The organism is Priestia sp. GS2 (assembly GCF_036409025.1).
In the GTDB taxonomy this organism is placed as follows: domain Bacteria; phylum Bacillota; class Bacilli; order Bacillales; family Bacillaceae_H; genus Priestia; species Priestia aryabhattai_A.
This window is the reverse complement of the sequence record NZ_JAZGJX010000001.1, coordinates 576,513-599,744: the sequence shown is the minus strand read 5'-3', so window position 1 is coordinate 599,744 and position 23,232 is coordinate 576,513. Positions and strand designations below refer to the sequence as shown.

Sequence of the window (23,232 nt, the reverse complement as noted above, 5' to 3'; positions counted from 1 at the left end):
CACATAAAAAAAAGCGAACGCACTGTTTACTTTCTCTGTTATAGCTTGCGATAAAAAAACGTATCTGCTACTTCTAACCCATATTTCTGAGGTTGAAACACTTGCTCCGTGCTTCCTACAAAAAAGATACCTCCTCGTCTCAATGAATCTGAAAACTTTTGATAAAGCTGGTGCTTCGCCTCTTCCGTAAAATAAATAAGCACATTGCGACAAACAATTAAGTCAAACTGCTGTGAAAAAGGGTCCGCAAGTAAATTGTGTTTTTTAAAAGTAACGGTTTTTTTTATCTCATCGTTTACCTTGTAAAATGATCCTTGACTAGTAAAATATTTGTTTTTTATATGTACAGGCACTTCTTGTAGTGATTTTTCCGTATACAAGCCTATTTTAGCTTTTTCAATAACCGTTTGATCCAAATCTGTAGCTAGGATTTTAATTTTTGAAAGTGGATAGTAAGAAGATAACACCATCGCTAACGTGTACGGTTCCTCTCCGGTAGAACATGCCGCACTCCAGACTTTTAAGGTTTCGTTTTCTTTTGTTAACTGAGGTAAGATTGTTTCTTCTAATACTTCCCACCGCTTGCGGTTTCGATAAAATTCTGAGACATTGATGGTAACTCTATCTAAAAATTCAGTTAATAATTCTTCTTGATAATTTAGGGCTTGATAATAAGTTTGAAAGCTAGTGAAGCCTTTCTTTTCATATAAAGATACCAGTCTTCTTCTCATTTGTGCTTCTTTATATAACGCCAGGTCGATACCTGTTTTTAGCTTAATTTTGCGAACAAATTCTTCATATTCATTTGTCATAAATAAGACCCCTATCTATCACATTACATATTTCTTTTTATTTCATTATATCGGAATCTTGTTTATTGATGTTAAATTTCTCCATAGAAAAAAGCAAATGAATTAAATTCATTTGCTTTTTTCTATGGTAATTGTCTAATTGTCTGCTTAATAAAGCAAGCTATTTAACTGTTTGTTGTATGATACAACTTCCGATTCTGAAAAGAACAGCCCAATTTCACGTTGAGCACTCTCTGGAGAATCTGAACCATGAATAACATTCTTATCAACGATAAGCCCGTAGTCTCCTCGAATTGTACCTGGAAGCGCTTCTTGGGGATTTGTTTTCCCCATCATTTGACGTGCATTTGCAATGACATTTTCCCCTTCCCATACCATTGCAAATACTGGTCCTGATGTAATAAAGTCAACTAGTTCTTTAAAAAATGGTTTTTCACGATGTTCTCCGTAATGTGTTTCAGCCAAATCTTGCGATACGTGCATAAGCTTTGCACCAACTAATTGAAACCCCTTTTTTTCAAAGCGAGATACAATTTCTCCTACAATACTTCTTTGTACCCCGTCTGGTTTGACCATTAAAAATGTTTGTTGTATCATTTTCTCTCCACCCCTGAAGTTATGATATGTAAAGCAAATGAAAGCGTAATCACACTCAAGAAAATCTTACCACTCTTTAAGTTGTTTTACAACTTACCAAAAAGATTTTTTTAAAATTTTCTCTTACCAATATATTTAGCAATCTGATATAGCGCTTTGCGAGCTTTATTATCGGGTAACTCTTTTAAGATCATCATGGCCTTTTCAAGGTATCGCTCACTTACTTCAACAGAACGATCAATTACGTTAGAAGAAGTAGTAATATACGTAATAATTTCGGAAATAAGCTCTGTTTGATCGTCTGCTACAAATAACTTCTCAACTTTAAGGCGGAAGTTTGGATCCTCTAGTGCGTAAAGAACAGGCAGTGTGATGTTCCCCTGTAACAAATCACTTCCTACCGGCTTACCCAGCTTTTCTTCCGAGGATGTAAAATCTAAAATATCATCAGTAATTTGAAACGACATTCCCACATAATAACCGAACAGAAATAGCTTTTTATGTATAGACTCAGGAGCACCAGCTGCAATTGCTCCAAGCTGACAGCTTGCTGCAATTAACAACGCTGTTTTTCGCTTAATACGACGCAAGTACGTACGCAAGTCTTGGTTTAAATCGTATTTATCTTTGATTTGTTCAATCTCGCCTAGCGTTAATTCAACCATCGTATCGGATAAGATTTTATGAGCATCCACTTGTTCAATCTTAGTAATGGTTTCAAGCGCACGCGCAAAAATATAATCTCCTGTATACATAGCAATTCGATTATCCCACTTAGCTTTAATCGTTGGCTTGCCTCGCCTCATATCTGCATCATCAATTACATCGTCGTGAACTAAAGACGCCATATGTATCAGTTCAAGGGCTACTGCGACATGCTTAATCTGGTTAATATCATAAGAACCAAATTTGCCGGCTAATAAAACAAAGACAGGGCGAATTCTTTTTCCCCCTGCCTGTAAAAGGTGAAGAGATGCATTTGTAATTAATGCCTCTTTTGTTTCAATCCTTTGCTCTAATTCTTTTTCAATTAGTGCAATATCCGTGTTTAGAAAAGTATACATCATTTTTAATTTCATTGGACTCACCTAGCATTATAAATTCATTTCAATCGTTCGATGTTACACTACTTTACACATTAATATTTATTACAATTGTCTCTATACTCGTTTGTACCCTAAGTGCATTGCAGCTACTCCACCTGTATAGGTTTTGACTTCAATGTCTTGAAATCCTGCCTTTTTAAACATTTCAGCTAGTTCTTTAGGGCCTGGGAAATCACGTGCTGATTCCTGAAGCCATGAATACTCATCATAGCTTTTTGCAAACAGTTTCCCAAATGCAGGCATGATGTATTTAAAATAGAAAAGATAAGCTTGTCGATAACCTATCATGGTCGGCTGCGACGTCTCTAAGCATACTACTTTTCCACCTGGCTTTACTACTCGATACATCTCTTTTAAGGCAGTCATGTAGTCGGGAACGTTTCGAAGCCCAAATCCTATTGTGACATAATCAAATGAATTATCTTCAAACGGTAAACTCATTGCATTTCCATGTAACAATTCAATGTTTGAAAATGAGGATTGATTTACTTTTTCGTGCCCGATTTTCAGCATATTTTGACTAAAATCAAGTCCAACAGCTTTTCCTTTTGGTCCCACTGCTTCAGCCATAGCTAATGTCCAATCAGCAGTTCCGCAGCATACATCAAGTGAAGCTGTTCCTGGCTGTACGTTCATTCGCTTCATTGTATCTTTTCTCCATGCTTTATGACGCTGAAAGCTAATTACTGAGTTCATTTGATCGTAGTTTTTATATATTTTTTCAAAAACTCCATGCACACGCTCTTCTTTTGATTGCTGCATACTATCCTTCTCCTACAACATTTTTAAGACGCTCTAAGCTGCCAATCATTTCGTATAAGTGCTTCTTTAATGGCTCATTAATATCAATTGAACCCGCTGCTAAATATTGCTTTACTACAGCAATTGATGACTCACTTGAAGCATAGAGCGCTTCTTGAATTCTCGTGCTTTCCATTCCATTTTTTTTATAACTGTCTAACAAAATAGAAGGTTCATGCTGTTCCAGCTTCGTTAACTGAGTTGAAATAGCGTTTAAACGACAAGCGTGTTCTAAAAGCTCTTGCCACTCTGAACAATTAAAATAATCACATAAGGAACTGATAAGTGATGATTCAACCGTAAAGAAATTTGTCATCATATCCTGTAAGTCTTTTGTATGGTTATGATAGATGTGGATTTTAGCAATATTAATTTCTTTAATAGACGAAGCAATTACCTTAATTAAGTCGATTTGCCCCGTCTGTGCTAAATAATAATAATACAAACCGCTATAATAGTCGCCTGCTAATACGGTTAGCTGTCGCTCATGCAGTTGTTTTCCTTCGCTATCAACATTTTGAGTAGAGACTAAGTCGTGAGTATCTAGTGCAGTTTGCACAAGCATAACCGACAGCGCACAGCGACTCCACTTTTGCTGTTCAAGTGAAAGAGTCGTTAAAAACGAGCATACGTATAATAATTTATTTTCATCTACAGTTGGATGATGAATAAATTTTTGAACATATGGATGACTCAACTCAGCATGAATCTGTTCTTTCATGTCTGCAACCGTATCGTAGATGTTTTGCACATTCATCACCCTTGTCTCCCTTTCAGTCACTGCTTTTTCCAAAGTAAATTCGATAGTGTCAATTATACCATAACTATAGGTTAATTTAACCTGTAAAATCATAATCGACAGCTAGGTTATTGTTGGATTTTCTCGCACTTTTATTTTTCCATTCTTTACATGGTGTTATTCACGTCACTTTAAGTGCTCGTGGATATCATAAAAATAAAAGCAGGAAACTCCTGCTTATTTTTTGCCGTCGGATTCAACCTCACCGTGAACTGTTTGGATAAGTGCTTTGCCTCTTATTTTAATTGCTGACGTATGCTCTGTGAATTGAGCAATCATCACTTCACCTTTATCTAGCTTTTCAGAATGATGAAATCGTGTATCCGCACCTCTTGTTAAACCTATAACATTTACACCATCTTCCACCGCTTTAATGACGATGTATTCTGGATTCGATTTTTGTGCCATAACTTTCCCTCCATATCTAGCCAATTACGACTTGATTAATGATAATACCTCTGCACGCGCTGCTTGGTCGTGTTCAAATACTCCTCGAACTGCTGATGTAACGGTCATAGCTCCTGGTTTGCGAACCCCTCGCATCGTCATGCACATATGTTCAGCTTCTACAATAACCATGACTCCATGAGGAGTTAGAGTTTCCACGATTGAATCAGCAACTGTAGAAGTAATTCTTTCTTGAAGCTGTGGACGCTTAGAGACAGCCTCCACTGCACGTGCAAGCTTACTTAATCCAGTTACGCGACCACCTTTTGGAATATATGCAACATGAACCTTTCCATAGAAAGGAACCAAGTGATGTTCACACATTGAATGAAAGTTGATGTCTTTTACTAAAACTAACTCTTCGTGCTCCTCGCCAAATATAGTTTTAAAATGTTCATTTGGATCTTCCTTCAATCCTGAAAAGACTTCTTCATACATTTTAGCTACGCGCTTTGGTGTATCCAATAGTCCTTCTCGATTTGGATCTTCTCCAATTGCTTCTAAAATTTGTCTTACCGCTTGTTCAATTTGCTCTTTATTTACAGCTGACATCCTGTAGCCTCCCATTCGTTGCATTACGACGTAGTTAAAAAAATTCTAGCATATGTATGTACTAAAGGCAAAAAAGAAAGGTCGCAAAATATGCGACCTTTCAAAGCTCTTGTATTATGACTATAAAAATAGACATTTTATGTAAATATTATTTTACAGCGTCTTTAAGAGCTTTACCTGGTTTGAATGCAGGAACTTTGCTTGCAGCGATTTCAATCTCTTCACCCGTTTGAGGGTTACGACCTTTACGTGCAGCACGCTCACGTACTTCAAAGTTACCAAAACCAATTAGTTGAACTTTGTCACCATCTTTTAAAGCATCTAAGATTGTATCAAAAACAGCATCAACTGCTTTTGTAGCATCCTTTTTTGAAAGCTCACTCGCTTCTGCAACAGCATTGATTAATTCTGTCTTGTTCATGCCATTCACCTCCTCCCAAAAATCGGATCATATAAAAACTAAAATCCCATTACAAAAGGAATCTAGTAATCGACGATATCTCATTTGTTAACAAAATTAACGAATATTATACATAACCTATGTATCAACAAGCCTAATAATAAACGATTGTTATGAATAATTCAACGTTTTTCATTTTGTCTCGGAGACTTCCATACTAAAACTAGTATGTCCAATCGATTTCTTTTAAAAGATTAACATATCGCTAATAGCATAGCAAGCAGAAAATCGTCATATAGCAAAAAAACAGAAACGTATGTTCTTTTTGTTATTTTTGACCCCTTATTGATTTAAGAGATATCTCCGTATTTTGGCTTTTAAACATAAGAAAAAGGCTCCTTATTAAAAGAGCCTGCAACCATCTATTATTAATCAATCTTATAAAATAATCGCAATTAAACCACCTGAACCTTCGTTGATAATACGTTCTAGCGTTTCTTTTAATTTATATCGTGCATTTTCCGGCATTAGCGAAAGTTTGCCTTGTATACCTTCTCTTACAATGGAGCTCAATGATCTACCAAAGATATCTGAATTCCAAATTGACAGTGGATCATCTTCAAAATCCTGCATCAAATAGCGAACCAGCTCTTCGCTTTGCTTTTCCGTACCGATAATTGGAGCAAATTCTGATTCTACATCCACTTTAATCATATGAATTGAAGGTGCAACGGCTTTTAAACGAACTCCAAAGCGAGATCCCTGACGAATAATCTCTGGCTCATCTAAGCTCATATCTGCTAAAGATGGTGCGGCAACCCCATAACCAGTTTGCTTCACCATTCGAAGCGCATCAGATACTTGATCATACTCCATTTTAGCATGCACAAAATCCTGCATAAGCTGTAATAGGTGGTCTCGCCCGCGAATTTCAACACCAACAACCTCTTTTAAAATTTGATCATATAAGTCATCTGGAGCATATAAATCAATCTCTGCAATTCCCTGCCCCATTTCGATTCCTGCTAATCGAGCCTGCTCAATAAATTCGAATTCCGTAAACTGAGCCACTACCCGATCAACATCCCGTAACCTTTTAATATCTTTTACCGTTTCTTGAACTGCTTCTTGATAGCTTTCACGTAGCCAATGTTTATCTTTTAGCACCATAACCCAGCTCGGTAAGTTAACATTAACTTCTAGCACTGGGAACTCGTATAGCGCTTCTCTTAGCACGTTTAGCACATCTGTATCACGCATGCTTTCCACGCTCATTGCTAACACTGGAATATCATATTTCTCGTTAAGACTTGCTCTTAGCTTCTCTGTATCTGGATGATAAGGCTGTACGGTATTAATAACCATGATAAAAGGCTTTCCTACTTCTTTTAATTCATTGATTACTCGCTCTTCCGCTTCTAGATAATCATGGCGTGGAATATCTCCAATTGTTCCATCCGTTGTAATAACAACACCGATTGTAGAATGCTCTTGAATTACTTTTCGAGTGCCAATTTCAGCGGCTTCATGAAACGGAATCGGCTCTTCATACCAAGGAGTATTAATCATTCTAGGACCATTCTCATCCTCATAACCTTTCGCACCTGGAACCGTATACCCTACACAGTCTACCAATCTTATGTTAACATCTAGCCCATCATCCACCTGTACGCTAACCGCTTGATTTGGAACGAATTTGGGCTCAGTTGTCATAATCGTTTTTCCTGCTGCACTTTGAGGCAGTTCATCTTGTGTTCGTGCTCGTTCTGCTTCATTTTCAATATGAGGTAATACCATCAGTTCCATAAATTTCTTTATAAAAGTTGACTTTCCTGTTCTTACTGCACCAACTACCCCTAAATATATATCGCCTCCTGTACGTTCGGCGATATCCTTAAACACATCTACCTTTTCCAAAAGATCCCCTCCGATCTATGAGTTCATAGGATATGACATCCATTGCGAGAGTAAATTAGGACACTATATAGTTATGACGTTGTCCTATTAAAATATGACTTTCGATAGAAAAATTTATAATTTTTTTCATGCACATGCTGACTCAATCACAAGTTAGGCTAAAATTTCTTAGAAGAAAGAGAAAACCCCTTCTCTCTGAATTTTATTCAGCGAGAAAGGGTTAATGACTCATTTTTCTAAAAATATTGGTTCATTTGTTTTTTCGTTAATGGTATACGGCAGTGAATAAGCTGGAACAAAAGGAGAATGCTCAACTAGAAGATTCCGAATATCTTCTCCTTCTTTATATGTATGTTTATGCTTTTGCAACGCTTCATATAAGTCTGATGAATAATCCACAAACAGCTCACCTTTCTCATTTAACACAAGTGGAAGTAATTGGCTGCTATAAGGACTTACAACGGTGGGTGGCTCTTTCATGTTTAATTTTTTATAGTCAATGGAAAAAACACCATCGGCAATTACCTCTTTAAATGGCGCATAACCGCTATGTTTTTGTCTGTATAGATTCAGATGAATATTTACCTCTTTGATTTGTTCAGCTATTCGTAAATCTATTAATTTGACGGTTGGATTTTTTTCTACGTCCACCAGCATATATGAAAAAACGCCTCCGCTTTCAAACGCTGTACCAGGTGGCTCTTGCATATAGCGTGGGCTAAGTTTGTTAAATTCAATAGGGTACTTCTGATAAATAGGCGTATCGTTATCTCTTGTTTTGATTGGTAATAATCCTCCGCTATCTTTTTGAAAATCATCAACCGCTTGTTGCACAGCTGCAAGCTGATCTTTATAAGGCACCTGATTTTGAGATAGATTGGCCTCAGGGTACAAGCAAGCTGATAATAAGAATGTTGAGCTACAGAAAATTATAAATAGTAAGACTTTTCTCATTAAACTTCACCCTATCAGTTTTTGTTATGCTCCAGGTGTTGGGCCACTAAAGACAACAATCACCATAATAAATCCCGCAATAATCATCAATACGTAGGCAATGAAAGCGAGTACATATTTAAATATAACATTTTTAATTTTGTAACGACTTAAATAAATAGAAAACACGGAAATAAACATAAATGCAATTGAACCAAGTGAAATCCACATTTTTAATAACGCTGGCGACACCGCTCATCCACTCCCTTCTCGCTCTCATTATAGCATAGGAAGTCCATGTTTCGTGTAAAAAAAGGGAATTAAAGGATTCTATTAATTGACTCAAAATAAAAAGCCGAAATAAAGGGGGCACTTTATTTCGGCTACAACTAAATATTCCCATGAAGAGTTCCACTCATCTTTATTTACATGTTATTTTATGCAACTACAAGTGATTCCGCATCACCAATTTACTATTTTTTCTACATTTCTTTGCAAGTTAGTTCTTTCGTTCTCCTAAAATGTTCGCTAAATCTTCCATTTCATGAGTTTTTGTACGAGACATTAAAGAATCAACAGCTGCTTTTGCACTAACATCATTAAACAATACATCATATAGCGCTTGGGTAATTGGCATTTTAACACTGTACTTTTCAGCTAACTGATGGGCAGCTTTAGTTGTCCGAACACCTTCTACTACCATCCCCATACTATCTAGTACTTCTTCCAATTTGTGACCTTTACCTAGCATATTCCCTGCACGCCAATTTCTTGAGTGCACGCTTGTACACGTTACGATTAGGTCACCGATTCCAGTCAATCCTGAAAATGTAAGTGGATTTGCACCCAATATGCTACCAAGTCGCGCAATTTCTGCTAATCCACGTGTCATAAGTGCGGCTTTAGCATTATCACCATATCCAAGGCCGTCAGTGATTCCAGCAGCTAATGCAATAATATTCTTCAACGCTCCACCAATTTCTACCCCTATTATATCTGGGTTTGTGTATACGCGAAAATATTGCTGATTATTAAACAAATCTTGTACTTTTTCTGCTGCTTTCATATTCTTAGAGGACGAAGTAACAGTAGTAGGCTGCCTTCTGCTTACTTCCTCTGCATGGCTTGGTCCAGATAAAACAACTACATCCTGTAATTTAGCAGGTTCCATTTCTTGTTCAATCATTTCAGAAATGCGAAGCAGCGTATCTGGTTCAATTCCTTTACTAACATGAACAATTGTTAACGGATTGGTCGCAACATCTCCAAGACTTTGTAACACTTCACGAATTGCTTTTGTTGGAACAGCTAAAATAATCGTTTCTACTCCAAGAATTGCTTCTTCTAATGATGTGTAGCCTCGCATAGTCATTGGAAGCTCTACGCCAGGAAGGTATTTTTTATTTTCATGCATTTCATTAATACCATTAATCGTTTCCTGGCGATGTCCCCATATACGTACATCATGACCGTTATCCGCTAATACAAAGCCCAAAGCTGTGCCCCAGCTTCCTGCACCTAATACCGCAATTTTCTCCATGTCATCTGCACTCCTTTTTATTTTCTTGATCGAGCAATAATTCGAATTGGTGTTCCTTCAAATCCAAACGCTGCGCGCAGTTTGTTTTCTAAGAAACGCTCATAAGAGAAGTGAAGTAGTTCAGGATCATTTACAAAAACAACAAAGGTAGGTGGTTTAATTGCTACCTGCGTTGCATAATAAATTTTAAGACGCTTACCGTTATGTGTTGGTGTTGGGTTCATCGCAACAGCGTCCATGATTACATCGTTTAAGATACTTGTTTCAACACGCATTGCATGGTTTTCATTTACCATATTAATAACTGGTAAAAGAGTATGCGTACGTTTTTTTGTTTTCGCTGATAAAAAGACAATTGGTGCATACGTTAAAAATTGGAAATGTTCACGAACATTTTCTTCAAACTTTTTCATCGTTTTATCGTCTTTTTCTACTGTATCCCACTTATTAATGACGATAACAACTGCCTTTCCTGCTTCTTGTGCATAACCGGCAATCTTTTTATCTTGTTCAATGATTCCTTCTTCTGCGTTTAATACAACTAAGACGACATCTGAACGTTCAATCGCTCGTAACGCACGAAGTACACTGTATTTCTCTGTACTCTCGTATACTTTACCGCGCTTTCTCATACCAGCTGTATCAATCACAACATATTCTTGTTCTTCTTTTGTAAACTTTGTATCAATAGCATCACGAGTCGTACCTGCAATATTACTTACAATAACGCGATCCTCACCTAGCACAGCATTTACAAGTGATGATTTTCCAACATTTGGTCGACCAATCAACGAAAATTTAACAACATCGTCTCCATAATCTTCATCTTCATCTTTTGGGAAATGCTTAGCTGCTTCGTCTAATAAGTCTCCTAGCCCCAAACCATGCGTGCCTGAAATAGGGAATGGCTCGCCATATCCTAAAGCATAGAAATCATAGATTAACTCTTTCATCTCAGGGTTATCAATTTTATTAACTGCTAATACAACGGGTTTTTTAGACTTGTATAGGATTTTTGCTACTTCTTCATCAGCTGATGTAATACCATCTCGCCCATTCGTCAAAAAGACAATAACGTCCGCTTCATCAATAGCAATTTCAGCTTGTTGCTTAATTTGCTCTAAAAACGGCTCATCTCCAATATCGATTCCCCCTGTATCAATGATATTAAAGTCCATATTAAGCCATTCAGCTGAGCTATAAATACGATCGCGCGTTACGCCTGGAATATCTTCGACAATTGATACGCGCTCTCCTACAATTCGGTTAAAAATCGTTGACTTTCCAACATTTGGTCGGCCTACAATTGCAATAATTGGTTTTGGCATGCGAATCTTTCCTTTCTTTGATCTGTTCTATGTATAAATAGCAACCTTTTGCTCATTCGTTTCACAATTGAATATTTTTAATAGATAAGATCATTCTTTTTCAAAAATGGAGGTCATGCAAACATGCATGACCTCAAATTATTGCCTACTAGTCAATATCTTATTCACCTGTATGCAACAATTAAGAGTACTCTCTCAATCAAACAATTTTATCAAAAAAGCTGCTTCACAACAACAAATTTTTCAGAAATCAATTATTAGGTTTTACCGGGTTGTGCTTTTGACGCTGAAATTTCCCTAACAGCCAATCAAACTGTGATGCGAATGTCCGCACAATTTTCCAAATAAAAAGAAGCATTAGTACAGCGGCTACAAGGTCAAGGAACGTTGGGTGTCCTACAGGATAAGGCATTGAGAGACTGGTGACTATTAAGCTATACAGAAAATCTCCGCCCAACAATCCTAGCAAAATAACTATGCACCGCATATAGTCATCTTTTACTAGAAGAAAAACAATATATAAAATAATAGCTGTTAAAAGCCATTGGCGATTCACAAAGATCCATACTGGATCGTACAGCTCTAACAAGCAAAATCCTACATAGGCAAACATAACAATGAGTGAAATAAATAATACGTATAATTGCTTTGAAGCCTTAAACCTTGAAGCATCTATACACACCATGACTAGTAAAAAAAGGTAAGTATAGCTAATGAAAAATGGTCCTACCCAGACAGACGTTGTTGATAGCATAATGCTTATCAGCAACAGCATCGACACCTTCCACCTTAAAGGCGTTTTACCCAAAAAAAATGTTGAAATAATCCACCCAATCCAAGCAAACCAATAGAATAGAAAACCGTCCATCTTCTCAACTCCCTATTCTCTCATTATGTATCAGTTTTATAAAAATTAACCGTGTGTGTAAGCATAGAAACACAAACTTCGGTAAACCTATAATAAATAAAAAATGAGGAGGTAGAGATTATGGGAAAAGATCGCCAAGAGAAAAAGTTAAAACAATCAAAGCGTGTTGAGTCAGACCGTGACCAAGGTTTGCATTACCCTGGTGCAACTAATTTACAGAGCCCTGAAGAAGCACGAGATATAAACGGACAAAAGTAAGGTGCTGATGACCTTTTCTCAGAAACGAATCATGACGTTTCTCAAGAATTGAGGTTGTAACAGCTAGTCTGTTTCATTACGCTGCAGACACTCGCTTTCCACCAGAAGGAATCTGAGCCTCCTCGTGGAAAGCGAGGTCTCAGCCTTTCCTTTAGTACTTGCAGGAGTTACGTGCCCTACGCTCTATTTTACTAGTTTTTCAAACAGATTACTCACTTAACAAAAAAACCAAACTATAAAAAGGATTACTCCTCCATAGTTTGGATATATTACTGCCTTAAATATTTATGTCCCAGCCTTGTACCTTCATATTATATTCGTCATTTTAAAACAGGATTTGAAACAGTGTAAACAGACTTCTGTCTCCCTGTAAACAAAAAGAGCAGCGCTCCAATTAAAAGAAGTCCACCTGACAAATAAAACCCCAATTCCATGCTTCCTGAGCGATCAGCAAAATAACCAGTAATATACGGTGCAAAAATAGATGAAAGCATTCCGCTAAAGTTAAAAAATCCATACACTTTAGAATACATTGTAGAAGGCGTAATAGATGCAATGTAGGAAATTAAAATTGGGTCTAACGCTAATTTTCCAATCAGCCCATACACTACAAGTCCAACTAAAAGCCAAGCATAGCTGTTTGTGTAAGGTATAAAAAATTGACATAGTGCCCCAGCAACTGACAAACTAACAATCAACACTTTTTTATTCTGAATTCGATCAGACATATAGCCAAAGAAAATAGCCCCAGGAATAGATGCCCATGGTACCAAAGAAGCAATAATACCTGTTTCTGAAGCTTCAAGCCCTCTAGAACTTTGTAGGTAGTACGGCAACCATGTTAGCATTCCAAAAAATCCGTAAAGTGAACAAAAGATTAATATATACACTAGAATATGGTTTTTTGTAAATAGTTTTCGCAGCGGTTCTTTTTCCTTTACTTGTGCCTTACTCTCCTTAACTTTCCCATCTTCCACAAATAGTGCAATTAAAATAGCTACAATTATAGTTGGTACAGCAAAAAGATAAAAAGTGAACTGCCACCCTTTATCAAGCGTATATGTAATATAAGATGAGCCGATAAAGCCTAGTGAAATACCAAACGCCATACCGCTGTTAATCAATGCCGACACGAGCCCTCGGTACCTTTCTGAAGCGATGCTGGAAGAGATACCATACTGTGAACCATAATAAGTACCTTCTCCAAGACCAGTTAGTGCACGCATTAGCAAAAACATGCCAAACGTCGTAGCCAGGCCAGTTAAAAACGTTGCTACTCCAAATAAAATATATCCAATAACAAGCACTTTCACTCGCCCAAAACGATCTGCTAAAAAGCCAGTCGGTATCTGCATAGCCGCATAGGAAGCAAAAAATACCGTAGACATTAATCCCAATTCTGTTTTTGTCAGTCCCCACTGTTCTCCAATATCACCCATCACCGGAGATAAAATATTACGGTCTGCATACATGAAAACCCAGCCTAAAAAGAATAGAAAAATGGTTAGTACAGGATGCCCTTTTTTCATAACTACACCTCTTTTTTCTGTATTTTCAGACCATTATACCTAGTAAACGTTTTGTATTTCATTCAAGTTGTCAGGTTTCTTACCCACCTTTTTACTATGAAGATGAAAACTCAATTAAAAAAAGAAAACAAGCACACGCTAACGTGTGCTTGTTTTCTTTTTTTAGCTATCTATTATTAAATTTTTCAATAAACACTGGTCGCTGGCATAGCCAATCATAAGTTTCTCCCGTAATGACAAGCGGAACTTGCTGAAGCTCAGAAATAGAGGCAACACCTAACGCAACCATAATAAACGTTAACTGTTCGTGAAGCTCTAAAACCTCTTCAATAACAGCTTCTATACCCGAATTTATTAAAATAGATAGTAGATGCCCAGCAAGTCCAGCTGCTGAAGCACCTAAAGCGAGCGATTTAGCTATGTCCATTGATGTTTGAATACCCCCAGAGCCAATAATTGAAATACCATCTACACTCTGTGATACCTCTGCTAAAGATGCTGCGGTTGAAATCCCCCAATCGTTAAAAAAATGAAAATGCTTCTCACGTCTCTCATTTTCGATTTTCGAAAAATTGGTACCACCGTAGCCACCAACATCAATAATACTTACGCCAGCTTCTTTTAGTTTAGCTGCCACTGCGCCGCTCATACCGAAACCGACTTCTTTTGCTATGACAGGTACATCTAAAGCAGACACAATTTGTTCAATGCGCTTTAAAGCTCCAGTAAAGTCACGATCTCCTTCCGGCATGACTAGCTCTTGGATTACGTTTAAGTGAATTTGCATTCCATTTGCTTCAAGCATATCAACAGCTCGCTTTGCTTGATCCACTGTCGCTTCGCTTCCAAGATTAGCAAGAATAACCCCATTTGGATTTTCTTGTCTTACTACTCGATATGTTTTTTCTTCTTCTTCATTTTTAATTGCAGCCATCTGCGAACCTACAGCCATCGCTAAACCACAAGCGTTAGAAACCCTTGCTAGAGAGCGGTTAATGTCTTCCGTCTCTAATCCACCGCCGCCAGTCATTGCATTGATAAAAATTGGCGAACTCAGTGAAAGTTCGCCAATTTTTGTATTTAACTGGACATCTTTTACGCTTTTATCTGGCAAAGTGTTATGCACAAACTGAATGTCGTCGAGTCCGTGTAAGCGATGTTGTCCGGTGTGGATCGCATGATGAATGTGATCGATTTTTCGTTTCGCTCTACTCACCAAACATCACCATTATTTTAATTTTTTTAATTGATCTCCAATCATGTCGCCTAATTGAAAACCTTTTGATTCTTCTTGAAGATTGTAGTCACCGTAATCCAGTGGTTCTTCTTCCTCAAGATCACGAATGCTTAATGAAATTCGACGTTCGCCTTCGCTCACATCTAATACCTTTACTTTAACCTTTTCTCCTTCAGTTAATACTTCATGAGGAGTACCAATATGTTTGTGGGAAATGTGAGAAATGTGTACAAGCCCTTCTACACCAGGTAATATCTCTACAAAAGCTCCGAACGATACTAAGCGACGAACAGTTCCGTCGACTACATCACCTTGTTTGAGCTTTGAAGAAATATTGTCCCATGGTCCCTCAAGCGTATCTTTAATTGATAAAGAAATACGTCCGTTTCCTTTATCAACTGATAGTACTTTTACCTTCACACTATCCCCTTCTTTTACTACATCAGAGGGCTTTTCTACTCGTTCGTGTGAAAGTTGAGAGATGTGAACAAGGCCATCAACGCCTCCAACATCAACAAAAGCTCCAAAATCTGTTAAGCGCTGCACGGTTCCTTCAAGTACCTGACCTTCTGCTAAAGAACTAAGAGCTGTTTGTTTCTTTTGTGCGTTTTCTTCTTCAACAACAGCACGGTGTGATAGGATAATACGATTTTTTTCACGATCGAGTTCTACTACTTTAACTGTTAACCTTTGGTCTTGGTAACCAGCAAAATCATCAACAAAATGCGCTTCAACTAAAGATGCAGGAATAAATCCTCGCACACCAATGTCTGCTACTAACCCACCTTTAACAACTTCCTTTACAACAGCTTCAAATACTTCGCCTGTGCTTAGTTTTTTTTCTAAATCATCCCAAGCTTTCTCGGCATCGACTGCCTTCTTAGACAAAACTAACAGCTCTTCTTCAACTTTAATTACTTTTGCTTGAATCTCTGTACCTTCTTTAATTACATCACTTGCTTTTTCAATATGTAAACTTGATAATTCACTAATTGGAATAACACCATCTAACTTACTATTGGAAACTTCAACCAGAACTTGCTTATCTTCAACTTTCGTTACAGTTCCAGTTACAATTTCGCCAACTTCTAATGCTTTTACTTCTACTTGATTCATATCTTCTACCATCGTCTTTTCCTCCTTCAATATCTAGCAGCAATATATTTTCAGATAAAAAGCAGCGAAGCTCTTATCACTATATATCCTTGTATCTATTTTTGTATAGAAAAAACTCTCTTTGTTACTAACTTCTAATAAATAGAATCTTTTGTCAAGCGAAAAGCTTATGAACTATTGGTATTTTTCAATCAATTTAGCAATTTCACTCATAATTGCTTCCGTCACTTCATCAGCAGATGCACGACGTTCTCTAAATTCTGACATATCCAATGGTTTTCCATATACTACTTTCACTTTGGAAAATGCTTTATATGGACCAATAATTGCACAAGGTACAACATCAGCTGTAGAACGCAATGCAAAAAAACCTACCCCTGCTAATCCTTTTTTTAGCTTACCGTCTTTGCTTCTTGTTCCTTCAGGAAAAAGTCCAAGCACTTTCCCTTCTTTTAGAATCCCCAACCCTTTTCTCAGAGCTTCACGATCTCCCATGCCACGCTTTACTGGAAATGTTTCTAATTTAGGTAAAATGGTTTTTAAGATGGGTGCGTCAAATAATTCTGCTTTGGCCATGAATGAAATTGGGCGAGGACACGTAATTCCTACGGTAGGCGGATCTAGGTTATCAATATGATTTGAGCACAGTAATACCCCACCTTCTGATGGGATATTCTCTGTGCCAATTACTTCATAACGATAGACAGGCTTTAATATACCGCGTACTACTGAACGTGCAAATGTATAAAAGCTCACAGCATTCCAACCCTTTCATGCGTAATAGAAAGTATTTTTTCAACGACACCTTCAATTGACAATGCTGTTGTATCGATTTCAATTGCATCATCCGCTTTTTTCAAAGGTGCGACTTCACGCTCTGAATCAATTTTGTCTCGTCGGGCAATGTCAATCTTATGCTGTTCTAGATTAGATGGAAAGCCTTTTCTCACATTCTCTTCATGACGACGCTGAGCTCGCTCTTCCACTGATGCAAGTAAAAAGATTTTCACTTCTGCATGAGGAAGCACATGCGTGCCAATATCACGTCCATCCATTACGACGCCTCCGTTTTGAGCTAACTTCTGCTGGCGAACGACCATTTCTTCACGTACCAATCGGTGTTTAGCAACGATTGATACTGAATTTGTTACCTCTGCTGAACGGATGTCGTTTGTAACTTCTTTACCATTTACACTAACAACTTGTCCATTTTCCGAAGGCTTCAGTTCAATTTCTGTTTTATTTAATAAACGAAGTAACGCTTCTTCGCTTTCTAATTCAATCCCTTGCTGCTGAGCTTGATACGTAAGTGCACGATACATCGCACCTGTGTCTACATAAATATATGATAAATTTTCTGCTATAATCTTTGCTACTGTACTTTTACCAGCCGCAGCAGGTCCATCAATAGCAATTGAAATTTGCTTTTCCATAAATCCTCCTTGACGTGCTAACAAGAACATATTTTTCATTCATTTCTTTTTACACGAAAAAAAAGAGCAGGTTGTCCCCTGCTTTTTTAATCATTATTTTTATTTTATCATATCGCCGCTTTACTGGTCGAACGTTTCAATAATTTTGTTGAAATTATTTTTTGCTACTCCTTCATACTGTATAACTTTAGAAAAATAAGTTGTGTGTTCGCTGTAAAATAAAAGAGCTTGAGCAGTAAACAAAAAAAAGAACTGTACAATAACAAATTTTATCAGTAAATTTTCAATACGCTTCATGTTAATCTCTCATTCCACTATTGTATTTACATACTAGTTTGGAACGAACAGACTTAATTTATACTTATTTTATAACAATCCCTTTCTTCTTAATTCAAGCTGCCGTTTTAACGTATAGCGCATTAGTAGTTGTTTTGCTTTTATACTTGCGCTCAAAAACTCTACGGATAACTGTCCATGCTGTTCGTTAATTGGCTGTTCAATGCGTACAAGCTTACCTTGCAACTCAAGAGTTACCTCTTTTTCTTCATACTTCAATAGTAAACCTATCTTAACTTCTTCATTCACTTTAAAATCACTTCTTTCAAACAAATGAATACAAACTCCCCCGGCACTTAAATCTTTGGTAAAGCTTTGCAATGAACCCTCCTTTTCACCATCTTTCTTCATAACTACTGTTAGCGTTACAGGAACACGAAAGAAATTTCTTCTCTGTACAGCTTCTAAATACTTGTCCCCTGGATAATCTAATTCGATAATAGGTATATCTTTAATCGCTCGATTTTTCACTTCTGTTGAGAATCCATAAACACTTTTATCTTCCCCTATAAACATTGCATTTAATTTTGTCCCTTTCATTAAAAAAGCGGTTTTTTTGGTCTTTTCATTAAGTGGATAATCGATTATTAACTTATGCTCTGTGCAATCAACCACTTTACATCGATAGGTGATTTCACCTTCTTCATTTTCCAGTTTAAGCGGCATTCCAACTTTAATCATATAAAAGCCCCCCATATCATTAGTAGACCTACTATTAAAAATAGTAAAATGTACTTACTTTGTAAATACATTTAGTTTCATATACTTATTTAACATCCAATAAATTACACATCATTTATACAAAATTAGAAAAGCCTTCAAGTATTTTTCATACTTGAAGGCTTTTTGATTAAACCTCATCATAGATTGGTTCAGCGTTTTGTAATTTGTCTACCTTCTCTTCATAACCTGTTTTTGCATTTACAAAGATTCGATACGTATCGTCATTAATTGTGCCAAGAAACTCATAACACAATACCTCTTCCTGTAAATCATTTTCAATAATGGCTAGGCGATCTTCCATAACTTTAAGATTTGGATTTAACTTTGACCTTGCTTCTTCTTTTGTAATCGTTGGTTCAGGAATATCTCGTGTGCGGTGTCTCAATAAAAACTCTTTTGCTGAGAACCCCGCTACTGTTCCATCATCTAGCGCCATTTTCATTTTTACAGCATCCGGATAGATACGCACTCCACTTTCAGTTTCTTCAACGAATGTAAAGACACCAAGGTTATCGTACTGAGCGCTCTCCGACATTACAAGGCTCTCAAAACGATGATCTTTTAAAAATTTATTAGCTTTTTCCATTGCCTCGTTTAAGCTAATATTTTGCTTTTTAACATCTCTGTTTTCTAGCACCCAAATCGGATATCCACCTTTTTTCGTAATATCCATATAAATCTCTTGCTTTGTTGAAGGGTCTTTAATTGTTAAGCTGTAAAAAGGATAATTAGCTCCTTTACCACTTTCAACAATGCGCATTTCTTCTTTTCCTTTTAAGTCTAAAAATGATCGTGCTACTTCTTTTGCAACTCTTTCATCCACTTCACGACCTTTAAGCTGGTTAAAAGCTTTCTTCTCTTCTTCATTTGATGTATTGGTAATACCCAAGTCTGACTCCGCATAGGAATCCATGCTCTTTTCAACCGTTTTCAATCCATCAATAATGGTATTGTCACCCTGCTTTTCCTTTGTTGCTAAAGCTAGTTCCACATCCATCCACCTTAAATTATTATCAATAACCAAATGCTGAACTGTACGCATTTCGTTCTGAATTTCAGATGACTTTTCATAAAGAGAGTTTAATGTTTTATACTCTTTATCTGTGAGTGGAGATTTACTGAGATCTCGAACCGCTACCTCGTACGCAAAATCGCCAATATCGGATAAAAACTCTTCCGTTTTATTAAAAGGTAATAGCGCAAGTGGCAGTTGCCCTACATTGCTATGTGCTTCTGAAGTTAAACGCCATACTTCTGCAAGCGCCGGCGATAACTGATCTCGCGAACTCATCGCTAACGTCCCACCAATTTTATCATTTAATAAATCAAGCTCGTACGATAAATCATGAAACGCTCGCTGATACGTATTTTCGGCTTGTAATAAAACTGCATCTTTTTCTTGATGCTCTGTATACCCCCAGTATCCGACTCCTACCACACCAACTGCTAAAATTGTAATTAAAATTGTTCGAATCATTATTATCACCTCTCTTAATTACAGAAAATGTGTTTACCGATTTGTTTAATTTGCGGTCTTGACCAAATCCATGCACTCGTTGCTGTATCCGGATTAAAATAGTACATTGCGTTACCTGTTGGATCCCAGCCATTAATGGCGTCCAATACAGCTCTTTTTGCTGTTTCATTTGGTTCAAGCCAAATTTGGCCATCTGCTACGGCTGTAAAAGCTCTTGGTTCAAAAATAACTCCTGCCACCGTATTTGGAAATGTAGGGCTGTTAACTCGATTTAAAATAACCGCTGCTACAGCCACCTGCCCATTATACGGCTCACCCCTTGACTCTCCATATACAGCATTGGCCATTAGCTGTATATCATTTTGTGAGAATCCATTTGGAACATTTAAAGCCGTAGGTTTTTGTGCTGTTTCTTGCTGTTGTTCACTGCCTCCATTGGTAGCAGCGTTATTATTTTGACTTTGTTGAGGAGTAGCTTGATTGTTATTTCTGCCTGCTGATTGCTGCTGTCCTCGTGACTGTTGTTGCTGATTTCCTGATTGTTGGCCTGCTGACTGCTGACGCTGATTTCCTGATTGTTGGCCTGCCGACTGCTGACGTTGACTTTCTGATTGTTGGCCTGCCGACTGCTGACGTTGACTTTCTGATTGTGATTTTGCGTTTCTTTGTACATTGTTCTGATTCGACTTTGATGAAGAACCCTTTTGTTTATCAATTGGAACTCCACCGTAATGCGTAAACTTGTTTCCTTTTTTCAACTCAGTCTTTACATGATACTCATAATATTTTGTTACGTCTGCTAACTTTTGTTTGGTTTGCGCTCCGGCTAATCCATCAATCTTTTTTATACCAAACTCATACTGAAAATTTCGAAGTGCCCAGTACGTACTCCATCCAAAAACACCGTCGATTTTCCCATTATAAAAGCCGATGTACTGTAAACGAGACTGTAATTCAATAACGTCTTCCCCTACTGCACCCTGTTGAATGACTTGATTGGTAAAAGCTGATGAAGACTGCGGATTAATCATTGTTATTGCTAATAAAGAACATACGCAAGCTGAACAAATATACTTTGTAATTCGTCCCATTAAAAACATTCCATAACCTCCTACATCGTATGTAAGTGATAAGATGATAGGAGTATTTTTTGTAAAGGATGTTTTTTTATACAGGCTAGGAGAAATTTACCCAAATAAAACAAAAAACGTAGCTTTCTTAATCAGAAAGCTACGTCCTTTTATTAAGCAATAAATACCTTTTTTGCTTGCTTTACTTTACGTAATCCCAACCACCATAAATAAATCATGAATGGAATAATAATAAAAATCCAATTATCCATTGTGATGATAATATAATCATAAACGCCATGTAATAAAAATGGTGTAACGATTGAATATAAGGTCCATTTTATTTTTTCATTTCCTTTTGAAAATTTTGCTTTTCCTAAGTAATAACCCATAATAACTCCAAATAAGGCATGACTAGAAACCGGTAGAATCGCTCGACCAATCGCTGATTCTAAACCGTTAGCAAACAAGTAAAAGATATTTTCAACAGTAGCAAATCCCAATGAAACAGAAACACCATATACAATGCCATCATAATGCTCATCAAACTCAACGTGTTGATATACCGTAAAAAACAAAATAAACCATTTGAAAAATTCCTCTAAGAAACTGGTGGAAACGAATGCTTCTAAAAAAGGAGAATGAAACAAGTTTTCTTCTTGAAGCACATATTGGATAAACATAATCGGCAACACAAGCATCGCGCCAAAAATGAAAGTTTTGAAGACCATTGAAATTGGTTCGGTTTCGTACTCATCTTTTAAATAAAAAAAGCTGAGTAATGCTAATCCAGGCGCAATACCTGCAGATAAAATCGCTAACATAAAGCAGCGCCTCTTTTCATCTGTTTTTTTCCATCGTATCATGTTATTGTTAGAAAGAAAATCATTTATCTACTACCTAATTGAAAGTAGCAAAGACTTTTAACAATTCAATAACGAAAGGATGTCATTATGAAAACTCTTTATATTATTCACACCGGTGGAACTATTTCAATGAAAGAGGATGCTCAAACTGGCGCAGTAAAACCTGATGATCATAATCCTTTACAACACTCCACACCGTCAATAGCTAGCTTAGCAAACATAATTGTCGAGGAAGTGTTTCATTTACCTTCACCTCACGTTACACCAAAAGAAATGCTTACGTTAGCGAAAAAAATTGAGCAAAAAATTGAGACTGACCAAATTGATGGCGTCGTAATTACACATGGTACTGATACGCTTGAAGAAACCGCTTACTTCTTAGACTTAACAACTAAAACGGATATTCCAATTGTATTAACGGGTGCAATGCGCTCCAGCAATGAAATTGGATCTGATGGCCCTTATAACTTTATTTCTGCAGTGCGCGTAGCTTCAAGTGATGCTGCTAAAGGAAAAGGCGTTCTCGTGGTCATGAACGATGAAATCCATACGGCTAAAAACGTGACTAAAACACATACAAGCAATGTAGCTACATTCCAAAGCCCTCAATATGGACCAATTGGAATTGTAACAAAGCAAGGCATCTCATTTCATCATATGCCTACAGAGCATGAATTTTATCCTGTAGATAATATTGACAAGCAGGTCGTTTTACTGAAAGCTTATGCAGGTATGGATGAACAGATTTTTCAATCATTAGCATCCTTACATATTGATGGCTTAATCATTGAAGCACTTGGGCAAGGAAATTTACCTCCCCGCACCTTACAAGGTTTACAACAACTATTGGATAAAAACATTCCAATTGTACTGGTATCTCGTTGCTTTAATGGTATTGCACAGGATGTATATGGATATGAAGGTGGAGGAAAGCATTTAAAGGAACTAGGTATGATTTTCTCAAATGGGCTCAACGGTCAAAAAGCAAGAATTAAATTGTTAGTTGCTCTTCAAAGCTCTTCAAATCAAGAAGAAATTCAAGAAATCTTTCATCATTAATAGAAAAAGACAACCATAATGGTGTTAC

The 23,232-nt window shown here is 37.0% G+C and carries 26 protein-coding genes; 2 read left to right on the top strand and 24 right to left on the bottom strand.

Going from position 1 to position 23,232, the window contains the following annotated elements:
* Positions 1-38: 38 nt before the first annotated feature.
* From V2145_RS03135 to V2145_RS03070, 14 genes are all read right to left on the bottom strand, one after another.
* The gene (locus tag V2145_RS03135) at positions 39-812 is read right to left on the bottom strand and encodes a CheR family methyltransferase (protein ID WP_094910649.1); all 774 of its coding nucleotides are present in this window, start codon (positions 810-812) and stop codon (positions 39-41) included.
* 147 nt (positions 813-959) lie between these two features.
* Positions 960-1,409, bottom strand: a complete 450-nt coding sequence (ndk, locus tag V2145_RS03130; protein WP_094910650.1) for a nucleoside-diphosphate kinase — start codon at positions 1,407-1,409, stop codon at positions 960-962.
* A 110-nt stretch (positions 1,410-1,519) separates the two neighbouring features.
* Complete coding sequence (gene hepT / locus V2145_RS03125; RefSeq protein WP_311856805.1) at positions 1,520-2,488, bottom strand: heptaprenyl diphosphate synthase component II; 969 nt, start codon at positions 2,486-2,488, stop codon at positions 1,520-1,522.
* A gap of 81 nt (positions 2,489-2,569) precedes the next feature.
* The gene (locus tag V2145_RS03120) at positions 2,570-3,277 is read right to left on the bottom strand and encodes a demethylmenaquinone methyltransferase (protein WP_311856803.1); all 708 of its coding nucleotides are present in this window, start codon (positions 3,275-3,277) and stop codon (positions 2,570-2,572) included.
* Position 3,278: 1 nt separating this feature from the next.
* The gene (locus V2145_RS03115; RefSeq protein ID WP_256993304.1) at positions 3,279-4,073 is read right to left on the bottom strand and encodes a heptaprenyl diphosphate synthase component 1; all 795 of its coding nucleotides are present in this window, start codon (positions 4,071-4,073) and stop codon (positions 3,279-3,281) included.
* A gap of 219 nt (positions 4,074-4,292) precedes the next feature.
* Complete coding sequence (mtrB, locus tag V2145_RS03110) at positions 4,293-4,523, bottom strand: trp RNA-binding attenuation protein MtrB (protein WP_094910654.1); 231 nt, start codon at positions 4,521-4,523, stop codon at positions 4,293-4,295.
* A gap of 24 nt (positions 4,524-4,547) precedes the next feature.
* Positions 4,548-5,114 (bottom strand): GTP cyclohydrolase I FolE, encoded by a 567-nt coding sequence (gene folE, locus V2145_RS03105; protein WP_094910655.1) that lies wholly within the window; start codon positions 5,112-5,114, stop codon positions 4,548-4,550.
* Positions 5,115-5,262: 148 nt separating this feature from the next.
* The gene (hbs, locus tag V2145_RS03100) at positions 5,263-5,535 is read right to left on the bottom strand and encodes a non-specific DNA-binding protein Hbs (protein ID WP_025908380.1); all 273 of its coding nucleotides are present in this window, start codon (positions 5,533-5,535) and stop codon (positions 5,263-5,265) included.
* Positions 5,536-5,952: 417 nt separating this feature from the next.
* Positions 5,953-7,431, bottom strand: coding sequence for a stage IV sporulation protein A (gene spoIVA, locus V2145_RS03095; RefSeq protein ID WP_094910656.1), 1,479 nt, complete (start codon positions 7,429-7,431; stop codon positions 5,953-5,955).
* Between the two features lie 228 nt (positions 7,432-7,659).
* Positions 7,660-8,385 carry a hypothetical protein gene (locus V2145_RS03090; protein ID WP_330987307.1) on the bottom strand — a complete coding sequence of 242 codons (726 nt, stop codon included), beginning with the start codon at positions 8,383-8,385 and terminating at the stop codon, positions 7,660-7,662.
* Positions 8,386-8,409: 24 nt separating this feature from the next.
* Complete coding sequence (locus V2145_RS03085) at positions 8,410-8,616, bottom strand: DUF2768 domain-containing protein (protein ID WP_094910658.1); 207 nt, start codon at positions 8,614-8,616, stop codon at positions 8,410-8,412.
* 247 nt (positions 8,617-8,863) lie between these two features.
* Positions 8,864-9,904: an NAD(P)H-dependent glycerol-3-phosphate dehydrogenase gene (locus V2145_RS03080; protein ID WP_094910659.1), complete on the bottom strand. Its 1,041-nt coding sequence runs from the start codon at positions 9,902-9,904 to the stop codon at positions 8,864-8,866.
* A 17-nt stretch (positions 9,905-9,921) separates the two neighbouring features.
* Positions 9,922-11,232: a ribosome biogenesis GTPase Der gene (gene der, locus V2145_RS03075; RefSeq protein ID WP_131888239.1), complete on the bottom strand. Its 1,311-nt coding sequence runs from the start codon at positions 11,230-11,232 to the stop codon at positions 9,922-9,924.
* Positions 11,233-11,482: 250 nt separating this feature from the next.
* On the bottom strand, positions 11,483-12,100 hold the full coding sequence (locus V2145_RS03070; protein ID WP_131888240.1) for a YphA family membrane protein: 618 nt from the start codon (positions 12,098-12,100) through the stop codon (positions 11,483-11,485).
* 120 nt (positions 12,101-12,220) lie between these two features.
* On the opposite strand from V2145_RS03070, the gene V2145_RS03065 reads away from it, so the two are divergent.
* Positions 12,221-12,358 carry a YpzI family protein gene (locus V2145_RS03065; RefSeq protein ID WP_094910662.1) on the top strand — a complete coding sequence of 46 codons (138 nt, stop codon included), beginning with the start codon at positions 12,221-12,223 and terminating at the stop codon, positions 12,356-12,358.
* A 320-nt stretch (positions 12,359-12,678) separates the two neighbouring features.
* Here the strand turns inward: V2145_RS03065 and V2145_RS03060 are convergent, their stop codons facing one another.
* The 10 genes from V2145_RS03060 to prsW all read right to left on the bottom strand — a co-directional run bounded on the left by V2145_RS03060 (position 12,679) and on the right by prsW (position 22,103).
* Positions 12,679-13,887 carry an MFS transporter gene (locus V2145_RS03060; protein ID WP_311856795.1) on the bottom strand — a complete coding sequence of 403 codons (1,209 nt, stop codon included), beginning with the start codon at positions 13,885-13,887 and terminating at the stop codon, positions 12,679-12,681.
* A gap of 166 nt (positions 13,888-14,053) precedes the next feature.
* Complete coding sequence (gene fni / locus V2145_RS03055) at positions 14,054-15,103, bottom strand: type 2 isopentenyl-diphosphate Delta-isomerase (RefSeq protein WP_330987306.1); 1,050 nt, start codon at positions 15,101-15,103, stop codon at positions 14,054-14,056.
* 12 nt (positions 15,104-15,115) lie between these two features.
* Positions 15,116-16,252: a 30S ribosomal protein S1 gene (rpsA, locus tag V2145_RS03050; protein ID WP_094910665.1), complete on the bottom strand. Its 1,137-nt coding sequence runs from the start codon at positions 16,250-16,252 to the stop codon at positions 15,116-15,118.
* A 162-nt stretch (positions 16,253-16,414) separates the two neighbouring features.
* Positions 16,415-16,996, bottom strand: coding sequence for a lysophospholipid acyltransferase family protein (locus V2145_RS03045; protein ID WP_094910666.1), 582 nt, complete (start codon positions 16,994-16,996; stop codon positions 16,415-16,417).
* The gene (gene cmk / locus V2145_RS03040; protein ID WP_094910667.1) at positions 16,993-17,673 is read right to left on the bottom strand and encodes a (d)CMP kinase; all 681 of its coding nucleotides are present in this window, start codon (positions 17,671-17,673) and stop codon (positions 16,993-16,995) included. Before cmk ends, V2145_RS03045 begins: the two co-directional genes overlap by 4 nt.
* Positions 17,674-17,793: 120 nt before the next feature.
* Positions 17,794-17,970 carry a YpfB family protein gene (locus V2145_RS03035; RefSeq protein ID WP_165932590.1) on the bottom strand — a complete coding sequence of 59 codons (177 nt, stop codon included), beginning with the start codon at positions 17,968-17,970 and terminating at the stop codon, positions 17,794-17,796.
* Between the two features lie 69 nt (positions 17,971-18,039).
* Entirely contained in the window at positions 18,040-18,690 is a 651-nt protein-coding gene (locus tag V2145_RS03030; protein ID WP_094910668.1) for a flagellar brake protein, read from the bottom strand.
* A gap of 169 nt (positions 18,691-18,859) precedes the next feature.
* Positions 18,860-20,209, bottom strand: a complete 1,350-nt coding sequence (gene ypeB / locus V2145_RS03025; protein ID WP_094910669.1) for a germination protein YpeB — start codon at positions 20,207-20,209, stop codon at positions 18,860-18,862.
* Positions 20,210-20,223: 14 nt separating this feature from the next.
* The gene (gene sleB, locus V2145_RS03020) at positions 20,224-21,309 is read right to left on the bottom strand and encodes a spore cortex-lytic enzyme (RefSeq protein WP_434223148.1); all 1,086 of its coding nucleotides are present in this window, start codon (positions 21,307-21,309) and stop codon (positions 20,224-20,226) included.
* 143 nt (positions 21,310-21,452) lie between these two features.
* Positions 21,453-22,103, bottom strand: a complete 651-nt coding sequence (prsW, locus tag V2145_RS03015) for a glutamic-type intramembrane protease PrsW (protein ID WP_094910671.1) — start codon at positions 22,101-22,103, stop codon at positions 21,453-21,455.
* A gap of 129 nt (positions 22,104-22,232) precedes the next feature.
* On the opposite strand from prsW, the gene V2145_RS03010 reads away from it, so the two are divergent.
* The gene (locus V2145_RS03010; protein ID WP_094910672.1) at positions 22,233-23,204 is read left to right on the top strand and encodes an asparaginase; all 972 of its coding nucleotides are present in this window, start codon (positions 22,233-22,235) and stop codon (positions 23,202-23,204) included.
* Positions 23,205-23,232 lie beyond the last annotated feature (28 nt).

Bases quoted from the DNA above. Each gene is read 5' to 3' on its own strand.
- V2145_RS03135 (WP_094910649.1), bottom strand. From the start codon at position 812: ATGACAAATGAATATGAAGAATTTGTTCGCAAAATTAAGCTAAAAACA.
- ndk (WP_094910650.1), bottom strand. From the start codon at position 1,409: ATGATACAACAAACATTTTTAATGGTCAAACCAGACGGGGTACAAAGA.
- hepT (WP_311856805.1), bottom strand. From the start codon at position 2,488: ATGAAATTAAAAATGATGTATACTTTTCTAAACACGGATATTGCACTA.
- V2145_RS03120 (WP_311856803.1), bottom strand. From the start codon at position 3,277: ATGCAGCAATCAAAAGAAGAGCGTGTGCATGGAGTTTTTGAAAAAATA.
- V2145_RS03115 (WP_256993304.1), bottom strand. From the start codon at position 4,073: ATGAATGTGCAAAACATCTACGATACGGTTGCAGACATGAAAGAACAG.
- mtrB (WP_094910654.1), bottom strand. From the start codon at position 4,523: ATGGCACAAAAATCGAATCCAGAATACATCGTCATTAAAGCGGTGGAA.
- folE (WP_094910655.1), bottom strand. From the start codon at position 5,114: ATGTCAGCTGTAAATAAAGAGCAAATTGAACAAGCGGTAAGACAAATT.
- hbs (WP_025908380.1), bottom strand. From the start codon at position 5,535: ATGAACAAGACAGAATTAATCAATGCTGTTGCAGAAGCGAGTGAGCTT.
- V2145_RS03090 (WP_330987307.1), bottom strand. From the start codon at position 8,385: ATGAGAAAAGTCTTACTATTTATAATTTTCTGTAGCTCAACATTCTTA.
- V2145_RS03080 (WP_094910659.1), bottom strand. From the start codon at position 9,904: ATGGAGAAAATTGCGGTATTAGGTGCAGGAAGCTGGGGCACAGCTTTG.
- der (WP_131888239.1), bottom strand. From the start codon at position 11,232: ATGCCAAAACCAATTATTGCAATTGTAGGCCGACCAAATGTTGGAAAG.
- V2145_RS03070 (WP_131888240.1), bottom strand. From the start codon at position 12,100: ATGGACGGTTTTCTATTCTATTGGTTTGCTTGGATTGGGTGGATTATT.
- V2145_RS03065 (WP_094910662.1), top strand. From the start codon at position 12,221: ATGGGAAAAGATCGCCAAGAGAAAAAGTTAAAACAATCAAAGCGTGTT.
- V2145_RS03060 (WP_311856795.1), bottom strand. From the start codon at position 13,887: ATGAAAAAAGGGCATCCTGTACTAACCATTTTTCTATTCTTTTTAGGC.
- rpsA (WP_094910665.1), bottom strand. From the start codon at position 16,252: ATGGTAGAAGATATGAATCAAGTAGAAGTAAAAGCATTAGAAGTTGGC.
- cmk (WP_094910667.1), bottom strand. From the start codon at position 17,673: ATGGAAAAGCAAATTTCAATTGCTATTGATGGACCTGCTGCGGCTGGT.
- V2145_RS03035 (WP_165932590.1), bottom strand. From the start codon at position 17,970: ATGAAGCGTATTGAAAATTTACTGATAAAATTTGTTATTGTACAGTTC.
- V2145_RS03030 (WP_094910668.1), bottom strand. From the start codon at position 18,690: ATGATTAAAGTTGGAATGCCGCTTAAACTGGAAAATGAAGAAGGTGAA.
- ypeB (WP_094910669.1), bottom strand. From the start codon at position 20,209: ATGATTCGAACAATTTTAATTACAATTTTAGCAGTTGGTGTGGTAGGA.
- sleB (WP_434223148.1), bottom strand. From the start codon at position 21,309: ATGTTTTTAATGGGACGAATTACAAAGTATATTTGTTCAGCTTGCGTA.
- prsW (WP_094910671.1), bottom strand. From the start codon at position 22,103: ATGTTAGCGATTTTATCTGCAGGTATTGCGCCTGGATTAGCATTACTC.
- V2145_RS03010 (WP_094910672.1), top strand. From the start codon at position 22,233: ATGAAAACTCTTTATATTATTCACACCGGTGGAACTATTTCAATGAAA.